We start from the raw sequence: 17,348 nt of genomic DNA, 5'->3' as shown, positions 1-17,348 counted from the left end.
CTCAGGTCTCGGTGGGACGGGTCTGGCGAAGGAAATGGCCGGTCACCAGCCAGGCGCCCAGCCAACCCAGGACCAGGGTGCCGACCAGCACCATCGCAGAATGCAGCAGATCGAGCCCGTGCAGGGTAAAAGAACTGCCATAGCTGTCGGCCAATGTCGCCAACGGTGCCTGCAAGGCCAGCCCGGAGGCGGCGATCAGCGCGAGCGCAACCGCGCCGGCACCCAGCCCGTACCACGCACCCAAATACAGAAACGGGCGCCGGATGAAGCCATCGCTGGCACCCAGCAACTGCAGCACGCCGATTTCCTCGCGCCGCGATTGGATATCCAGCCGCACCGTGTTGCCGACCACCAGCACCGCGCCGACGCCGAGCAGCGCCGACAGCACCTGCACCAGACGCTCGCCAAAGCGCAGCCAGCCATCCAGGCGTTTGCGCCACAGCGCGTCGTGCTGCACCTGGTCGGTCTGCGGCAAGGCCTGCAACGCGCCGGCCAGTTGCGCATCGTCGGCCGCATCGGTCGGGGTGACGATCAACAGCGTGGGGAGCGGGTTGTCTCCAAGCGCATCGATCGCCTCATTGAGCTTGGCGCTTTCGCGCAGCTCGGTCAATCCTTGTGCGGGCGTGCGCAGGGTGACCTGGGCGACGTCGGGGCGCGCACGCAATTCGCCGGCCAGCGCCTGTGCGGCATCGGCGCCGATATCGACCTTCAGGAACAGATTGATCTCGCGCGATTGCTGCACGCTGCCGGCCAGCAGCTTGACGTTATCCAGCGCGATCGACAGCCCCAGCGGCAAGGCGAGTGCCAGCGCCATCACCACGATGGTCAGCAAGGTGGCCCACGGCTTGCGCATCGCGCGGCCCAGGCTGAAGGCGATGCTGTGCAGATGGTGGTCGATCCACACGCCGAACCGCGAGGGTGCGGCGGCTTCGGTATTGGCGGGCTTGCTCATTCGGCCAGATCCTGCGGCGAGATGTCGTCGACCAGCCGGCCGTGATCCAGGATCAATACGCGCTTGCGCATCTGCTTGAGCAGGGCCAGATCGTGGCTGACCACCAGCACGCTGGTGCCGCGCGCCGGCAACTCTGCGAACAACTGCATGATTTCGGCGGCCAGCGCCGGGTCGAGATTGCCGGTGGGCTCATCGGCCACCAGCAAACGCGGCTCGCCGACAATGGCACGGGCGATGCCCACGCGCTGCTGCTCGCCGGCCGACAACTGCGACGGCAAGGCCTTCTCGCGATGGGCCAACCCGATCCGCTCCAGCGCCGAACGCACGCGCTTGCCGATCTCGGCGCGGCGGGTGCCACGCAGGATCAATGGCAATGCCACGTTCTCGGCGATGCTGCGGTCGGTGAGCAGGCGATGGTCCTGATAGACCGCACCCACCTGGCGACGATGCAGCGGGATGTGCCGGCCGCGCACCTTGAGCAGGTTGCGTTCGCCCAGCAGCACGGCGCCCTGGCTCGGGCGCTCGCTGAGGTGGATCAATTTGAGCAAGGTACTTTTGCCGGCGCCGGAGTGGCCGGTCACGAACAGCATCTCGCCATCGGCCACTTCGAAGCTGACATCGGTCAGCGCCTGGTGGCCACCGGCGTAGTGCTTGCTGACGTTGTCGAAACGCAGAACGGTCATCCAGCGATTATGCCGGAGCGCCAGCGCTTGCGTCGCATCGCCGAAGGCCGGCGATGCGATTGCAGCGGCAACAGATCAGTTGCCGGAGACCAGCGAACGCAATCTGCGGCCGATACGACTCAGCAGCGAGGGGCTGCCCGACGGCTTGGTCGCACTGCGCACCGGCTTTGCGACCACCTGGGTCGGCTTGCGCGGTGCGGCCGGCGCAGCAACCGGTGTGGACACCACCGCTGGCTCGGCACCTTCGACCGGACGACCGTTGCGGCGACGACGACGCTTGCGCGGTGCGCGCTCGGCATCGGCCACGCCTGTGGACGGCGCTTCGGCAATCGCTGCTGCGACCACGGGCGTCTCCGAGGCTGCGGCAACGGTTGCGGTCTCGGCGGCAACGTCGCCTTCGACACGCGGCTTGCGGCGCGGACGCGGCTTGGCATCGGCACTGCCGCCATCACGGCGGCCGCCACCACTGCTGCTGCCGCTGCGCGAGGCGCCACCCGGGCCGCTGCGGCCACCGCCACGACGCTGCTCTTCGGCAGCACGCTGTTCGCGCGCCTCGCGGAAGATCGTGCCCACGCTGTCGCCGGCGTCGGCGTCGACCTCTTCGCCTTCCACCGGCACGCGTGCGGTACGCGGCAACGGGATCAGCAGTTCGGAAGTCACCGGCTCGACCGGGATCTTCTGCGCGATATAGGCCTCGATGTCCGGCAGGCTCATCGCATAGCGCTCGCAAGCGAAGCTGATCGCATCGCCTTCTTCGCCCAGACGCGCGGTACGGCCAATGCGGTGCACGTAGTCTTCCGCATCGAACGGAAGGTCGTAGTTGTAGACGTACTTGACGCCATCGATATGCAGGCCGCGCGCGGCCACATCGGTGGCGACCAGGATCTCGAGCTGGCCCTTCTGAAAGCGATTGAGCAGCGACTCGCGCTTCTTCTGCGGCACGTCGCCCGACAACACGCCGACCCGGTAACCATGGCGCTCCAGCGTGCGCGCCACCCGCTCGACGAACGCCTTGGTGTTGACGAACACCATGGTGCGGGCGCCTTCGCTACGCGACAGCAAGCCGAGCAGCAGCGTCTGCTTCTCTTCGTCGGAGGGAAAATAGATGCGCTGACGTACGCGTGCGGCAGTGATGGTCTCGGTCTCCACCACCAGCTTTTCCGGCTCGTTCATGTGCTCGTAGGCGAGCTCGAGCACGCGATGGCTAAGCGTGGCCGAGAACAGCAGCGTCTGCCGGGTGCCGCGCTCGGGCATGCGCCGCAGCAGGAAGCGGATGTCCTTGATGAAGCCCAGATCGAACATGCGGTCGGCTTCGTCCAGCACGCAGATCTCGCAGGCGTGCAGCGAGACCACCTTGTGCTGCTTGACGTAGTCGATCAGCCGGCCCGGGGTGGCGATGATCACGTCCACGCCCTGCTGCAGCAGCTCGCGTTGCTTGTCGTAGTCCACCCCGCCGTAGACCAGCGCAAAGCGCAGGCCCAGGTCGGCGCCGAACTTGACCGCATCCTTGTGGATCTGGATCGCCAGCTCGCGGGTCGGGGCCAGGATCAACGCGCGCGGGTCTTCCGGCTTGCGGTCGGCCAGCGCCGGGCGGTTCAACAGGCGGTTCACCACCGTCACCAGGAACGCCAGGGTCTTGCCGGTGCCGGTCTGGGCCTGGCCGGCGACATCGCCGCCCGGCAGCGCGACCGGCAGGGTCAACGCCTGGATCGGGGTACAGCGGGTAAACCCGGCGCTCTCCAGCCCGGCGATCAGCGCCGGATGCAGGTCGAACGTGGAAAAGGTCAAATCGGTCAGCGGTTTGTCGCTCATTATTCCGTCTTCGTGAGGCGCCCTGGGCAGCCCGGGCGCGGCTTGCATCGATGCCGACAGCGTCGCAAACTGCGGCTGTTGTGGCGGACAGCGCGGCTTCAGGACTGACACTTGATTCAGTCGCGCAATGCCCCAGTTTAACGCAATGTAGCGGCCTGCCCGTTCGGGCGGGCCGTTTTGGTTTCCAGGAGACCCAACGTGAGCGACAAGGTTCAACATGTCGGCGATGCCGACTTCGATACAGCTGTACTGCAATCCGGCGAACCGGTCCTGGTGGATTTCTGGGCCGAATGGTGTGGCCCGTGCAAGATGATCGCCCCGGTACTGGACGATCTGGCCGATACATACCAGGGCAGACTGAAGGTTGCCAAGGTCAATGTGGACCAGAACCGCGCCCTGGCCATCAAGTACCACGTGCGATCGATCCCGATGCTGCTGCTGTTCAAGGACGGGCAGGTGCAGGCAACCCAGATCGGGGCGGTTGGCAAGGGCCAACTCACCCAGATGATCGACAAGACCCTGGGCGGCGCGGCCGCCTGAGCGAGCGGGCGTCCCAGCAATGGGCGCCCCCGATGTTTCGCCAGCAGTTAAACCCTGCCCCGGCAGACGCTTGCGCGGTTAAGCGCAGCGGTGATAGTGTCAGTCGATCCGGAGCACGTTCGTGCGCCGCCGTACCCCTCTAGAAACGTCTCTCTAGACTCCCATCACCATAGTTCGCCCCCCAGCCGGGCGCTCGCACTCTTAGCGAGGAATCAAGCACTTGTCCGATCATCCTTCTTCCGATACCGGGAGCGTCGACGCTCCTGTCGAGAAACGCGTGCGCAAGCCGCGCGTGAGCAAGACCGCCGTTGCCAATGACGACGGTGGCGCGCAACAGCCCAACCTGCCCTTGCCCGCCAGCCCTGCACCGGATGTTCCGCGTGCGCCGCAGGCACCGTCGCACGCTGCCGATTCGGCACCGGCGCAGACGTCCAGCGATGGCGCATATGCCGGTAACGCCCCCAGCGCCAGTCAGGGCAACCAAGGCGGCGACACCCATGGCGAATCCCGCGAGGGTGGCCAGTCGCAGCAGCAGCGCTTCAACCAGGCGCAGAACCAGCAGAACCAGAATCAGGCGCAAAGCCGGGGTCAAGGCCAGAACCAGGGTCAAGCCCAGGGCCAGCCGCAAAATCAAGGTCAAGGTCAAGGTCAAGGTCAGGACCAAGGTCAGAACGCAGGCCAGAATCAGCAAGGTCAGGGCCAGGGGCAGAACCAGCAGGGCAATCGCCGTGACCGGTTCCGCAACCGCCGCGACCGTGGGCCGCGCGATCGATTCGGTAATGAAACCGGTGGCGGCATGCCGTCGTCCGATGGTAGCAACGAGCCCTTCATCGCGCGTCCGCACCCGGCCGTGCCGGAAGGCTTCCCGGTGTATTCGCTGAGCGATCTCAAGCGGATGCCGGCGCAGAAGCTGCTGGATATCGCCGATCAGCTCAACATCCAGGAAGGCGTGGCGCGTGCGCGCAAGCAGGACGTGATCTTCGCCCTGCTCAAGGTGCTGACCCGCCACGGCGAAGGCGTTGCCGCCGACGGCGTGCTGGAAATCCTGCCCGACGGCTTCGGTTTCCTGCGTGCCGCCGAAGCCAGCTACCTGGCCGGTCCGGACGATACGTATATTTCGCCCAGCCAGATCCGCCGCTTCAACCTACGCACCGGCGACCATCTGTCCGGCCGCATCCGCTTCCCGAAGGACGGCGAACGCTATTTCGCGCTGTCGATCGTCGACACCATCAACGGCGAGCCGCTGGAAGCCAGCAAGAACAAGGTGCTGTTCGAGAACCTGACTCCGCTGTTCCCGCGCCGGCGTTTCCGTCTGGAGCGTGGCGATGGGTCCACCGAGGACATCACCGGCCGCATCCTGGATCTGATGGCGCCGCAGGGTAAGGGTCAGCGTGCACTGATCGTCTCCCCGCCCAAGGCCGGTAAGACGATGATGATGCAGCAGGTGGCCACGGCCATCACCAGCAATCATCCCGAAGTGCACATGATCGTGTTGCTGATCGACGAGCGCCCGGAAGAAGTCACCGAAATGCAGCGCACCGTGCGCGGCGAGGTCATCTCCTCGACGTTCGACGAACCGGCTGCGCGTCACGTGCAGGTTGCCGAAATGGTGATTGAGCGGGCCAAGCGCCTGGTCGAGCACAAGAAGGACGTGGTGATCCTGCTCGACTCGATCACCCGTCTGGCGCGCGCCTACAACAACGTGGTGCCCAGCTCCGGCAAGGTGCTCACCGGTGGTGTGGACGCCAACGCGTTGCATCGCCCGAAGCGCTTTTTCGGTGCGGCCCGTAATGTCGAAGAAGGCGGCTCGCTGACCATCATCGCCACGGCGCTGGTCGAGACCGGCAGCAAGATGGACGAGGTGATCTACGAAGAATTCAAGGGCACCGGCAATAGCGAAGTGCATTTGAACCGTCGCATCACCGAAAAGCGCGTTTACCCGGCGATCGACATCAACCGTTCGGGTACGCGTCGCGAAGATCTGTTGATCGAGCCGGAGCTGCTGCAGAAGATCTGGATTCTGCGCAAGCTGCTGCACCCGATGGACGAAATCGCAGCGATGGAATTCCTGCTGGACAAGATGAAGACCACCAAGTCCAACGACGAGTTCTTCAGTTCGATGAAGCGCTGATTTCGATCGGCATTTTCGATAAGAAAAAGCCCCGCATTGCGGGGCTTTTTTGTGGGTGCGCGATTGCTTGCAGTCACAAGCCTGGTTGGTCGAGTGCGCGGTGCCCTCACCGCTCGCGGGACACGCCGTGAATCCGTCCCTGGAGGCTCGGTGGCGGCATCCATGCCACCACACGGTCCCGCAATCGGTGAGGACACCACGCCAGACAGGTTGCCGGCTGTTTTATTGAAAACCATGCACACCGACCATCTTTACTGGTTCTTGCCCGCCCACCGTCGCGGGACCTTACGCGGCATGGATGCCGCGTAAGAGCCTACATGGACGTACTTGCGGCGTGTCCCGCGATGGTGGGCGGGCAAGGGCCCTGCAGCAAACTCACAGCATCAAGGTCGCGGCAAGGACACCGCACCCGACAGTTTGCTGGCTGTTTATTGAAACTATGCACACCGACCATCTTCGATGGTCCTTGCCCGCCTGCCGTCGCGGGACCTTACGCGGCATGAATGCCGCGTAAGAGCCTACATGGACGTACTTGCGGCGTGTCCTGCGATGGTGGGCGGGCAAGGGCCCTGCAGCCAAGCCTCAGACACCCCGCATCGCAGCGAATAACCAAGATCATTCGCTCTGCAAAAAACAGGCATGAAATAGTTTGCCAGCCGCTCTGATGTTGGCGTTGCGCTTAACTTCCTTGCAGCGGTGTCACCAGGCGCACACCTACTCCGCGTGCCGAGAACAATCCACTTCCAGGTAGCGCATCCGGACTGTCGGTCGATGCTGACGCACCGCGCTGTTCGTGCCAGGGCGCCGGCTGACGCGGGCCCGGCAAATAGGATTGCCACTTTTTGGCTTGCTTTGCAGCGGTCAGATTGCCTGGCCAGGTTTCGATGTCGAAGGTGACCGGAACCCGCATGACCCAGTACGGCGCGTCGGCCTCGGCGCCTTGCGTGGGCGGCACAAATGTCCAGCGCTGCGCCTTGGTGATTGCGGCATCGGCAAACGCCTTGCGCCAGCGCGGGCGCTTGGATTCCGGCGCAAGCGTGGTCAGGTTGACCTGCTCTGCGACCAGATCCTCGACCTTGCCATCGCGGCCGATCTTGAGCAGCAGATACACCACCCCTGTCGCACCCTCTCGAAACGCATGCTCAGGATAGGCCGGTGGCGGCATGTCCTTGGCAGCGACGCTGGCGGCACCTTGCTCCTGGCTGCCGAAATGCGCGCTGCGAATCGACACCGCATACGTGTTGTTATCGCCCGGCTTGGCGACCAGCAGCAGATTCATCGGTAGTTGCGCGGGCAATGCGCTTCCATCGTCTTTGACAGGGTCGAAGCGCCAAGAGGCGATCGATTGTTTGACGCGGTCGCGGACCACTGGTGGCAAGCTTGCTTGGTCGGTGAGCTTGACCGCCGTGACGGTGCCGTCCGGAGTCAGCGTCAATTCGCCCGCGACATTCATGCTGGCCTCCATCTGCGCCTGCACCTGCGCGGCACTGGGACGTGCCTGCACGCCGTTGATACTCGCCATTGCCATCAAAATGCCCAGGCCCAAGCGTTGCTTCCACTGCATGACCGCGCTCCATCGTGATTGAATCTTCGTTGTACCAGCCTTGGTGCATACGCGCAAATCGTCAGGCCAGTTTTCGCGAGTCCGCGTAGGGCGGCGTGTCCGGGTAATCGTCTTCGCGCAGTCGCGCTTGCAGATCGCGCCACCATTGCGGCTCGAACAGTTCCGGATGCGTGTGCCTGACCGCTTCCAGCTGCGACGCCGGCAAGCCCATAAACAGCGCAAAACGCTCGGGAAACACATCGCGCGGGCCGACATGAAACCAGGGCTCGGCGGACATTTGTTCTTCGTAACTGGTGGGCGTTGGCCAATCGCGGAACGTGCATTCGGTGATCAGGCACAGCTCGTCGTAGTCGTAGAACACCGCACGCTGATGGCGGGTGATGCCGAAGTTCTTCAGCAGCATGTCGCCGGGAAAGATGTTGTTGCGCGCCATGTCCTTGATCGCCTGCCCGTAGTCCAGCGCTGCGGCATGCGCGGCCTCGGGCAGTTGTTCGCGCAGGTATAGATTGAGCGGGCGCAGCCGGCGCTGCACGTAGCACAACGCGATCAACACATCGGCGCCATCTTCGCTCAGGCTCATCGCACAGCTGGTCTGCAGTTCTTCCAGCAACGCCGGCGAAAAACGCGCCTTGGGAAAGCGCAGAAAGCGGTACGGCTGCGCGTCCAGCAGGCGGCCGATGCGGTCGAGCTGGAACACCAGTTCGTATTTGCCTTCCACCTGCGCGCGGCTCATGGTTTTTGGATACGCAAAGCGGTCGCGGATCAGCTTGAACACCAGCGGATAACTGGGCAGCGTAAACACCACCATGACCATGCCCGGCGTGCCATCGGCATGCACCAACTGCTCGGCAGGATGGGCCTGAAAATGGCTGAAAAACGTGCGATAGCGTTCGGTCTTGCCCTGCTTGGCGCGCCCGAGCATCGTGTACAGCTCGTCGACCGGCTTGTGGGTGAGCAGGCTGCGTAAGAACACCACCGCGTCGCCGACAGTGGACAAATCGGCCTGGAAGTAACTGCGCGAGTTGCTGAATAACTGCGCGACGTCGCTGCGTTTGGTCAGCACCGCTTCGGCACGCAGGCCGGCACCATCGTTGACCAGTGCGATCACGCAGGGAGAAAAGCGATGTTCGCCAAACACGCGCCCGATCAGATAGGCGCGCCGTTCGCGGTAGAACACGGTCTCCAGCAGTTCCACACTGCGCACAGGATGCTCGCCCCGGTGCGCAAGATCGTCCTGCAGCCGCACTGCAATTGCCGCCGCGCAACGGGTGCGGTGCAGATACGGCACATCGAACGCATAATCGCCCAGCACGCGCACCAGCATGTCGGTCAGCCGGCCCGGCGAGACCGCGTAGGTATGCCGCGCAACCGGCAACGTGATCGCATCGGTGGGCTCGATATCCAGCGCGATGAATTCGATCTCCGCATCCACACCATGAGTGCCGAAGTAACGCCGGGTCAGGGTGTTGTAAAAGGTCTTGTACAGCTCCTGATCGATCAACCCGGTCAGAAGCGAGGCGTAATGCTCGCGTGCGCGCATCCACAACGCGCGGTCGTGCGCCTGCCCCAGCAACACCGCACGCAGCCGCAGCATGCATTCGCTTATGTATTGATCGTAGAGCGCAATACGCGCCACCGCATCCTCGCGCGCGCCGTTCCAGTCACGTGTCTCGAAGCGCTGTTTGGCGCGTGCGGTGATCTGCGCAAAGCGGGCGTGGTAATCCTCGAAGGCTTCATACACGGCGCGGCCGATCGCCAGCGCGCGACGCTCGGACTGCGGCGGTAACGGAACAGGGCTCATGGTGGCAGTGTACTCAGCACTTGCGACGGCGCGCAGCCAGTGCGGGCGATCGAGCACGTAATAAGCGGGCAAACACCTGCATCACGCGTCAACCTGCCGCAGCACGCGGTGCGCGCGCCGGCCCTGCTGATCCTGGCAAGGCAGCGCACGTTGCCAAGAGCTCTCGCCAGCCAGAGCCACACCGGGCAACACCCAGCCGTGGGCAATCCACTGCAAAGCGGCGGCAAGGCCGGATGCATGACGGTTGCGCTGTCTCCATTGCGCTGAAACGACAGGGCCCGCCTCTGAACGAGGCGGGCCCTGGATGTCGCACTTGCTGAGCGCACCGATACGCGGTGCGCTGGATCAGGCCTTCAGCGTCGCCAAGACGTCGTTGAAGGTCTTGCTCGGGCGCATCGCTTCGCTGACCTTGGCCAGATCGGGGTGGTAGTAGCCGCCGATATCCACCGGCTTGCCCTGCGCGCCGTTGAGCTCGGCCACGATGGTGGCTTCGCTCTCGGTCAAGGCCTTGGCCAGCGGCGCGAACTTGGCCTGCAGCGCGGTGTCTTCGGTCTGTGCGGCCAGGGCCTGCGCCCAGTACATCGCCAGATAGAAGTGGCTGCCGCGGTTGTCCAGTTCACCGACCTTGCGTGCCGGCGATTTGTTGTTGTCCAGGAACTGGCCGTTGGCCACGTCCAACGCCTTGGCCAGCACCGTGGCCGACGGGTTGTCGTAGCGGTTGCCCAGATGCTCCAGCGAGGCGGCCAGGGCCAGGAACTCGCCCAGCGAATCCCAGCGCAGGCTGTTCTGTTCGACGAACTGCTGCACGTGCTTGGGCGCCGAGCCACCGGCGCCGGTTTCGAACAGGCCGCCACCGGCCATCAGCGGCACGATGGAGAGCATCTTGGCGCTGGTGCCCAGTTCCAGGATCGGGAACAGGTCGGTGAGGTAATCGCGCAGCACGTTGCCGGTGACCGAGATGGTGTCCTGGCCCTTGCGGATGCGCTCCAGCGAGAAGGTGGTCGCTTCCACCGGCGGCAGGATGCGGATATCCAGCCCGCTGGTGTCGTGATCCTTCAGATAGGTTTCGACCTTGGCGATGACCTGCGCGTCGTGCGCGCGGGCCTTGTCCAGCCAGAACACGGCCGGGGTATCGCTCAGACGTGCGCGCTCGACCGCCAGCTTCACCCAGTCCTGAATCGGTGCGTCCTTGACCTGGCACATGCGCCACAAATCACCGGCTTCCACCGCATGTTCGAAGACGGTGGTGCCGGTGTCGTCGGTGACCTTGACGGTACCGGCGGCGGCAATCTGGAAGGTTTTGTCGTGCGAGCCGTATTCCTCGGCCTTCTGCGCCATCAGGCCGACATTCGGCACCGAGCCCATGGTGGACGGATCGAATGCGCCATGCGCCTTGCAGTCGTCGATCACTGCCTGATAGACATCGGCGTAGCAGCGATCCGGGATCACCGCCTTGGTGTCCTGCAGCTTGCCTTCGGCATTCCACATCTGACCGGAGTCGCGAATCATCGCCGGCATCGACGCATCGACGATCACGTCGCTGGGCACATGCAGGTTGGTGATGCCCTTGTCCGAATTGACCATCGCCAGGGCCGGACGCTGCGCGTATTCGGCCTGGATATCGGCCTTGATCTGCGCCTGCTGCGCTTCCGGCAGCGTGGCGATACGTGCGTACAGATCGCCGATGCCGTTGTTGGGATCGAAGCCGACCGACGCAAGCGCATCGGCATGCTTGCTCAGCGTGTCCTTGTAGAACTCGCCGACCACCACACCGAACAGCACCGGGTCGGAGACCTTCATCATGGTGGCTTTCAGATGCACCGAGAACAGCACATCGCGGGCTTTGGCATCGACGATCTGCGCGTCGATGAAGCTGGCCAGCGCGCGCTTGCTCAGCACCGCGGCATCGACGATTTCGCCGGCCTTGACCGCCACTTTGTCCTTCAGCACGGTGGTGCTGCCATCGTTGCCGACGAATTCGATCTTCAGCGTGCCCGCCGCTGCCACCGTGGTGGACTGCTCGCTACCGAAGAAGTCGCCCTCGTCCATGTGCGCCACGTGCGACCTGGAGTCGCTGCTCCACTTGCCCATGCGGTGCGGATGCTTGCGTGCGTAATTCTTCACCGACAGCGGTGCGCGGCGATCGGAGTTGCCTTCGCGCAGCACCGGGTTGACCGCGCTGCCCTTGACCTTGTCGTAGCGCGCCTTGATGTCCTTTTCGGCGTCGTCTTTGGGCGTGTCCGGATACGCCGGCAGCGCATAGCCCTGGCCCTGCAGTTCGGCGATCGCGGCCTTGAGCTGCGGCACCGAGGCGCTGATGTTGGGCAGCTTGATGATGTTGGCTTCCGGCGTGGTGGCCAGCGCGCCCAGCTCACCGAGGTCGTCGGCGATCTTCTGCGCGTCGGTCAGGTGCTCGGGGAACAGCGACAGAATGCGGCCGGCCAGCGAGATATCGCGGGTTTCGACCACGATGCCGGCGGTATCGGTGTAGGCATCGATGATCGGCAGCAGCGACTGCGTGGCCAGATACGGTGCTTCGTCGGTGAGCGTGTAGAGGATCTTCGGTGTCTTCGACATAAGGTGCGATGGCTCGTGTGGTCGGAAGGAGCGCCGGCGTTGTTGGCACTGGCGTTGGCGTGCGCGACGGGGGTCGCTGGTTGCACGCCGATCGGCCAGCGCGTGGAACGCGGCGATGGATCAGCACGGCATTGTCGCGTCTGAGCCGCGCCCGGGTAAAGCGACCACAGGCGGATGCTCCATCCCGTGACCCGGCCAATCGACATGGATGCAGCTGTAACGAATGCGTCGCGTCACAAGGTGGCGCAGCAAAAAGGCGCGATCGTGTGATCGCGCCCTGATGGCTTACCGCTTGATGGCTTGCTGGAAGAACAGCGACGAAGTGATCGCCCTGTTGGCGAAATGTTGGCGGGCCAGCGTGTTACCGCCCTGCTCCGCCAGCATGCGCGTCTACATGCAGCATGCTTCTTCGCGCCTGTCTTACTTGACCGTAATGGTCTGTGGATTACCTGCCGGCTTGCCATCCACCATTACCTGCGCGGTGTAGGTGCCAGCCGGCCAGCCATCGGGCTTGCTGAAGCTGAGATTGGTGGTTTCGGCACCGGTGGTGGTCAAGGTGGCGTTCTGCTCACCAGCGACCTGGCCGTCCTGGTAGGTGAGCTTGGCCGAAACCGCCACGTTGCTCGCGCTGCCATCGGTTTTCACCGAGACGATAATGGTGTCTTTGCTACCGATATTGGCCGACGGGGTCACCGTCTTGTCTGCGTCAGCGGTGGTGCCGACCGCGACGCTGGACACCGTCACTGCCGCGCCGGTTGCGGCGGCACTGTCGGTACTGGCAGCACCGGTAGCAGTGCTCTGGCCAGCCTGATCGCTTGCGGGCGGCGTGCCCGCCGGGCCGGGCATTGCTTCGGTGGCGGCACCGGAGGTCGGATCCTTCGACACGCTGGCATCTTCTTCTTTCTTGCAACCTGATAGTGCGAGCACGCCGACAAGCGCAATGGCGAGCGTGCTTGAAACGGATTTGGTACGCATGAATGAATCTCCGGATAAACGAATGGGGTTTCTTGAGGAAAGCATTGAGTGGAACAGATCACCAAGCCAGCGACTGGCTAAATCAGGCGTTTATGCCTTTGGTGGTAAGTGCAACACCTGTCCCGGAAAAATCTTGTCCGGATCCTTTAGCGTCTCGCGATTGGCCTCGAAAATGCGCGGCCACAGATTGCCGTCGCCATAATGGCGTTTGGCAATACTGGAAAGGCTGTCGCCTGCCTGCACGGTAATCGTCTCTTCAACGATCTGCGCGGTGCTTTGCACGCTGCTGCGGACGTTGGAAAAATCCGCCGCAGGCGCAACCTCTGCGGTGCTGTCGACCGACGACGTCACGTTGGAAAAATCTGCTTTCTTGTCGACACTCATTGCTGCCATCCTGCGTGCATCACGATGACTGCAGGATGCGCGGTGCGCCGTTAAGCGTGGATCGCGCCGCCGTGAAGCTGGCGCGATCCTCCAACACGGCCGGCTACTGGCGCAGATCGCGGAAAATCGACAGCGGTGTCGGCACGCTGGGCGAACTGCGCAACGGGTTGATGTCCAGTCCGCCACGACGGGTATAACGCGCCTCCACCACCAACCACTCGGGCGCGCAGCGGATCAGCACGTCATGGAAAATGCGCTCCACGCATTGCTCATGAAATTCGGCGTGGTCGCGGAAACTCACCAGATAGCGCAACAGGCCTTCGCGGTCGATCGGCGCGCCACGATAGCGCAGTGTGACGCTGGCCCAATCCGGTTGACCGGTGACCGGGCAATTGGACTTGAGCAAGGCCGAGGTCAGCACTTCTTCCACGATTGGTTGTGCGTGCGCTGAGAGATACGCGGCCTTTGGCGGGCCGTAGTCGTCGATGCTGACATCCAGCGCGTCGATCGATTCGCCCTCGCCCACCACATCGATCGGCGGCAGACCGAATTCCACCGCCACATCGGCACCGGCGCGCGTGGACAGGTCGGAGGCGATGCGCGTACGCACCGCTTCGGCGCTATTGAAACGGGTGGCATTGAGCGAATTGAGATACAGCTTGAGCGACTTGGATTCGATCAACGACGGCGAATCGCAAGGCACATGCAAGGTGGCGGTGGCCACGCAGGGTTTGCCCTGTGCATCGAGCCAGCTGAGTTCATAGGCGTGCCAGCGATCACGGCCGATAAAGGGCAGCGCGCCGGTCAGGCCGATCGCCTCGCGCCCGGCCGCGCGCGGAATCGGAAACAACAGCGACGGATCGTAGCCGCTGGGGTAAGCGACCTCACGACCGAGGGAGGAATCTTCAGGGGTATTCATGCCGCCATTTTAGGGCGAGCGGGCTGGCCGTGAGGTGTATGGCGGCCGCCGGAGCGACCCCTGGGCAAACAGAAGCAGAGGGCTTCACACAGCCCGCCGCCGTAATCACCGCAAACGGACAGCGGGAATCGTGCAGTTGCACACGAATCCCTAATCCCCAATCACGAATCCCGGTTTCAGCCAGCCTCACCCTGATGCAGATAATCCAGCGACACCTGCAACAGCGCGCGCAAACCCACATCCAGCGACGACTCGTCGAGCAGGAACTGCGGCGAATGATTGCTGGGCGCGGTCGCCGGGTCGATGCCCTTGGCGGTGGAGCCGACGAAGAAGAACATCGACGGCACCTGCTGCGCGTAGAACGAGAAGTCTTCAGCGCCCATCTGCAGCGGCGGCTCGTAGACGTTGTCGGCGCCCACTACGGCCTGCAGGCTGGGCAGCATCTTGGCGGTCAGCGCCGGGTCGTTGACCGTGGCCGGGTTGCCGGGCTGGTCCGGCACCTGCGCCTCGACGGTGGCCCCGTGGGCGGCGGCGGTGTGTTCGGCCACGGTCTTGAGGTCGGCGAAGATCTGCTGGCGCATGGCTTCGTCGAAGGTGCGGATGGTGCCGACCATTTCCACGTCGTCGGGGATGATGTTGTAGCGGATGCCGCCCTTGATCGCGCCGAAGCTCAGCACCGCCGGCTGCTTGGACAGGTTGGCGCGGCGGCTGATCACGGTCTGCGCAGCGCCGATCATGTCGGCACTGGCCACGATCGGGTCAATGCCGTTCCACGGCGCCGAGCCATGCGTCTGGCGGCCGATCATCTTGATCGCGAACCGATCCGAGGCGGCCATCAGCGGGCCGCTACGCACCGCGATCTTGCCGGCCTGCACGCTGGAGAACACATGCAGGCCGAACACCGCCTGCGGCTTGAAGTCGGCAAACAGGCCTTCCTTCAGCATCAGCGAGGCGCCGCCCTCTTCGTTGCCGGGTGCGCCCTCTTCGGAGGGCTGGAAGATCAGCATCACTTCGCCGGGCAGCTGCTCGCGCATGCCCACCAGCGCTTCGGCCACGCCGAGCAGGATTGCGGTATGCGCGTCGTGGCCGCAGGCGTGCATCACCCCGACCTGCTCGCCGCGGTACTCGGCAGTGGCTTTGGACGCGAACGGCAGCCCGGTCTGCTCTTTCACCGGCAGGGCGTCCATATCCGCACGCAGAGCGATCTTCGGCCCGGGCTTGCCGCCCTTGATGATGGCCACCACGCCGTGATGGGCGATGCCGGTGCGCGGCTTGAGGCCGAGCTTGCGCAGCTGCGCGGCCACCGTGGCGGCAGTGCGCTCCTCGCGGTTGGACAGTTCCGGATGCTGATGGAAGTCGCGGCGCCACTGCACCAGCTTGGTCTGCAACGGCGCGGCGGCGGCCTGCACTTCGGGCCGGGGCGCGGCCTGGGCGGCGGCGAGCGTGGGCAGGGCGAGCAACAGCGCGCTGGTCAGCAGGCGGGAGTGGCGCATCGAGAATCCTCTAAAGATGGTTGCTTAATGTAGTGCACCCGCGCAGCTGGCGGGCTGCGGTGGTGCCCGATTCAGCCCGCCGGTCAACCGTGGCGACCGTGGTGCGTTGCCGCTGTACTGCATCTGTGAACGTCGTGGCCGTTTCGCCTGGCGAGCCGTTACTTCAGTAACGCTCAATTGGTGGGGCGCAACGATATGCTTCGCACAGCTGCCCCACGGTCGCATCAGCGCCCGGCCCGCCCTCAGGAGTTGTCGCATGTCGCGTTTTTGGAAGATCACACTGCTGGTCGTAGCGGTGCTTGTCGTGGTGTTCGTTGCAATGCGCATGTTCGGTGGGGGCAATCACGGCAAGCGCGCGGGCGCGCCGGACGGCAGCGGCACCGAAGACCACGGCCCGGTGCCGGTCACGGTGGTGGCCACCACCACCCAGGACGTGCCGGTCTATGCCAGCGCGTTGGGCACGGTCACCGCGCTCAACACGGTCACGGTCAGCCCGCAGGTCGGCGGCCAGCTGATGAGCCTGAATTTCCAGGAGGGCCAGGAAGTGAAGAAGGGCCAGCTGCTGGCGCAGATCGATCCACGCAGCCTGCAGGCCAGCTATGACCAGTCGCTGGCGGCCAAGCGCCAGAACCAGGCGCTGCTGGCCACCGCGCGGGTCAACTACCAGCGCTCCAACGATCCGGCCTACAAGCAGTACGTCTCGCGCACCGATCTGGACACCCAGCGCAACCAGGTGGCGCAGTACGAGGCAGCGGTGTCGGCCAACGATGCGCAGATGCGCGCGGCCCAGGTGCAGTTGCAGTTCACCCGCATCCTGGCGCCGATCGACGGCATTGCCGGCATCCGCGGTGTGGACGTGGGCAATATCGTCAGCAGCACCTCCACCATCGTCACCCTGACCCAGATCCGCCCAATTTACGTGTCCTTCAACCTGCCCGAGCGCGAGCTGCAGGCGGTGCGCAGCGGTCAGGCCGCCGCCGCACTGGGCGTGGCGGCGCTGGATCGCGGCGATGCGCACATCATCAGCGGCGACGGCAAGCTGGATGTCATCGACAACCGCATCGCCGCCGACAGCGGCACCTTCGGCGCACGCGCGATCTTCGACAACGCCGACAACGCGCTGTGGCCGGGCCAGTTCGTCAACGTGCGCCTGCAGCTGCGCACCATCGCCGGCGGCACCGTGGTGCCGACCCAGGCGGTGCAGCGCGGCCCGGACGGCGATTACGTCTACGTGGTGGGCAGCGATAACACCGCGCAGATGCGCACCGTGGTGCAGGGCGTGGAGGTGGACGACAGCCACGTGCAGATCACCAAGGGGCTCAAGCAGGGCGAGCGGGTGGTGACCGAAGGCCAGTTCCGCTTGAAGCCGGGCAGCAAGGTCAGCGCGCTCAAGCCGGGCGAAACACCGCCCGAGCCGACCGAGGCCGAGCTCAAGGCTGCGCAGGACAAGAGCAGCGGCGGCGCCGGTGGCCGACGCGGCGGCGGCCCGCGCTAACTCGCGACCACCGGCGACGGGA

At 64.5% G+C, this 17,348-nt stretch carries 13 protein-coding genes; 3 read left to right on the top strand and 10 right to left on the bottom strand.

Annotated features, from left to right (window positions below; genetic code table 11):
* Nucleotide 1: 1 nt before the first annotated feature.
* The 3 genes from ftsX to rhlB form a co-directional block, all read right to left on the bottom strand.
* Nucleotides 2-952 carry a permease-like cell division protein FtsX gene (gene ftsX / locus ABS769_RS06035; protein WP_006453138.1) on the bottom strand — a complete coding sequence of 317 codons (951 nt, stop codon included), beginning with the start codon at nucleotides 950-952 and terminating at the stop codon, nucleotides 2-4.
* The gene (ftsE, locus tag ABS769_RS06030) at nucleotides 949-1,635 is read right to left on the bottom strand and encodes a cell division ATP-binding protein FtsE (protein WP_023905405.1); all 687 of its coding nucleotides are present in this window, start codon (nucleotides 1,633-1,635) and stop codon (nucleotides 949-951) included. Before ftsE ends, ftsX begins: the two co-directional genes overlap by 4 nt.
* A 75-nt stretch (nucleotides 1,636-1,710) precedes the next feature.
* Nucleotides 1,711-3,447: an ATP-dependent RNA helicase RhlB gene (gene rhlB, locus ABS769_RS06025; RefSeq protein WP_317061699.1), complete on the bottom strand. Its 1,737-nt coding sequence runs from the start codon at nucleotides 3,445-3,447 to the stop codon at nucleotides 1,711-1,713.
* A 198-nt stretch (nucleotides 3,448-3,645) separates the two neighbouring features.
* On the opposite strand from rhlB, the gene trxA reads away from it, so the two are divergent.
* Together trxA and rho are read left to right on the top strand one after the other, a co-directional pair.
* Nucleotides 3,646-3,987: a thioredoxin TrxA gene (gene trxA, locus ABS769_RS06020; protein WP_005923050.1), complete on the top strand. Its 342-nt coding sequence runs from the start codon at nucleotides 3,646-3,648 to the stop codon at nucleotides 3,985-3,987.
* A 220-nt stretch (nucleotides 3,988-4,207) separates the two neighbouring features.
* Nucleotides 4,208-6,118: a transcription termination factor Rho gene (gene rho, locus ABS769_RS06015; protein WP_317061696.1), complete on the top strand. Its 1,911-nt coding sequence runs from the start codon at nucleotides 4,208-4,210 to the stop codon at nucleotides 6,116-6,118.
* A gap of 679 nt (nucleotides 6,119-6,797) precedes the next feature.
* Here rho and ABS769_RS06010 read toward each other — a convergent pair.
* The 7 genes from ABS769_RS06010 to ABS769_RS05980 form a co-directional block, all read right to left on the bottom strand.
* A complete protein-coding gene (locus ABS769_RS06010) occupies nucleotides 6,798-7,682 on the bottom strand; it encodes a hypothetical protein (protein WP_317061694.1) in 885 nt (294 codons plus the stop codon).
* A 61-nt stretch (nucleotides 7,683-7,743) separates the two neighbouring features.
* Nucleotides 7,744-9,483, bottom strand: coding sequence for a bifunctional isocitrate dehydrogenase kinase/phosphatase (gene aceK / locus ABS769_RS06005; RefSeq protein ID WP_317061692.1), 1,740 nt, complete (start codon nucleotides 9,481-9,483; stop codon nucleotides 7,744-7,746).
* 345 nt (nucleotides 9,484-9,828) lie between these two features.
* Nucleotides 9,829-12,060: an NADP-dependent isocitrate dehydrogenase gene (locus ABS769_RS06000; RefSeq protein WP_317061691.1), complete on the bottom strand. Its 2,232-nt coding sequence runs from the start codon at nucleotides 12,058-12,060 to the stop codon at nucleotides 9,829-9,831.
* Nucleotides 12,061-12,480: 420 nt separating this feature from the next.
* Entirely contained in the window at nucleotides 12,481-13,035 is a 555-nt protein-coding gene (locus ABS769_RS05995; protein WP_317061689.1) for a hypothetical protein, read from the bottom strand.
* A 90-nt stretch (nucleotides 13,036-13,125) separates the two neighbouring features.
* Entirely contained in the window at nucleotides 13,126-13,419 is a 294-nt protein-coding gene (locus ABS769_RS05990) for a LysM peptidoglycan-binding domain-containing protein (protein ID WP_317061688.1), read from the bottom strand.
* A 103-nt stretch (nucleotides 13,420-13,522) separates the two neighbouring features.
* Entirely contained in the window at nucleotides 13,523-14,338 is an 816-nt protein-coding gene (gene queF, locus ABS769_RS05985) for an NADPH-dependent 7-cyano-7-deazaguanine reductase QueF (RefSeq protein WP_317061687.1), read from the bottom strand.
* Between the two features lie 176 nt (nucleotides 14,339-14,514).
* Nucleotides 14,515-15,831 (bottom strand): M20 family metallopeptidase, encoded by a 1,317-nt coding sequence (locus ABS769_RS05980; RefSeq protein ID WP_317061686.1) that lies wholly within the window; start codon nucleotides 15,829-15,831, stop codon nucleotides 14,515-14,517.
* Between the two features lie 256 nt (nucleotides 15,832-16,087).
* On the opposite strand from ABS769_RS05980, the gene ABS769_RS05975 reads away from it, so the two are divergent.
* Entirely contained in the window at nucleotides 16,088-17,326 is a 1,239-nt protein-coding gene (locus ABS769_RS05975; RefSeq protein ID WP_317061685.1) for an efflux RND transporter periplasmic adaptor subunit, read from the top strand.
* Nucleotides 17,327-17,348 lie beyond the last annotated feature (22 nt).

Origin of the sequence: Xanthomonas hortorum, from assembly GCF_040279205.1 — a bacterium.
GTDB classification, from domain to species: domain Bacteria; phylum Pseudomonadota; class Gammaproteobacteria; order Xanthomonadales; family Xanthomonadaceae; genus Xanthomonas; species Xanthomonas hortorum_F.
The sequence above is the reverse complement of the archived record's forward strand: the minus strand, read 5'-3'. Positions and strand labels throughout refer to the sequence as shown.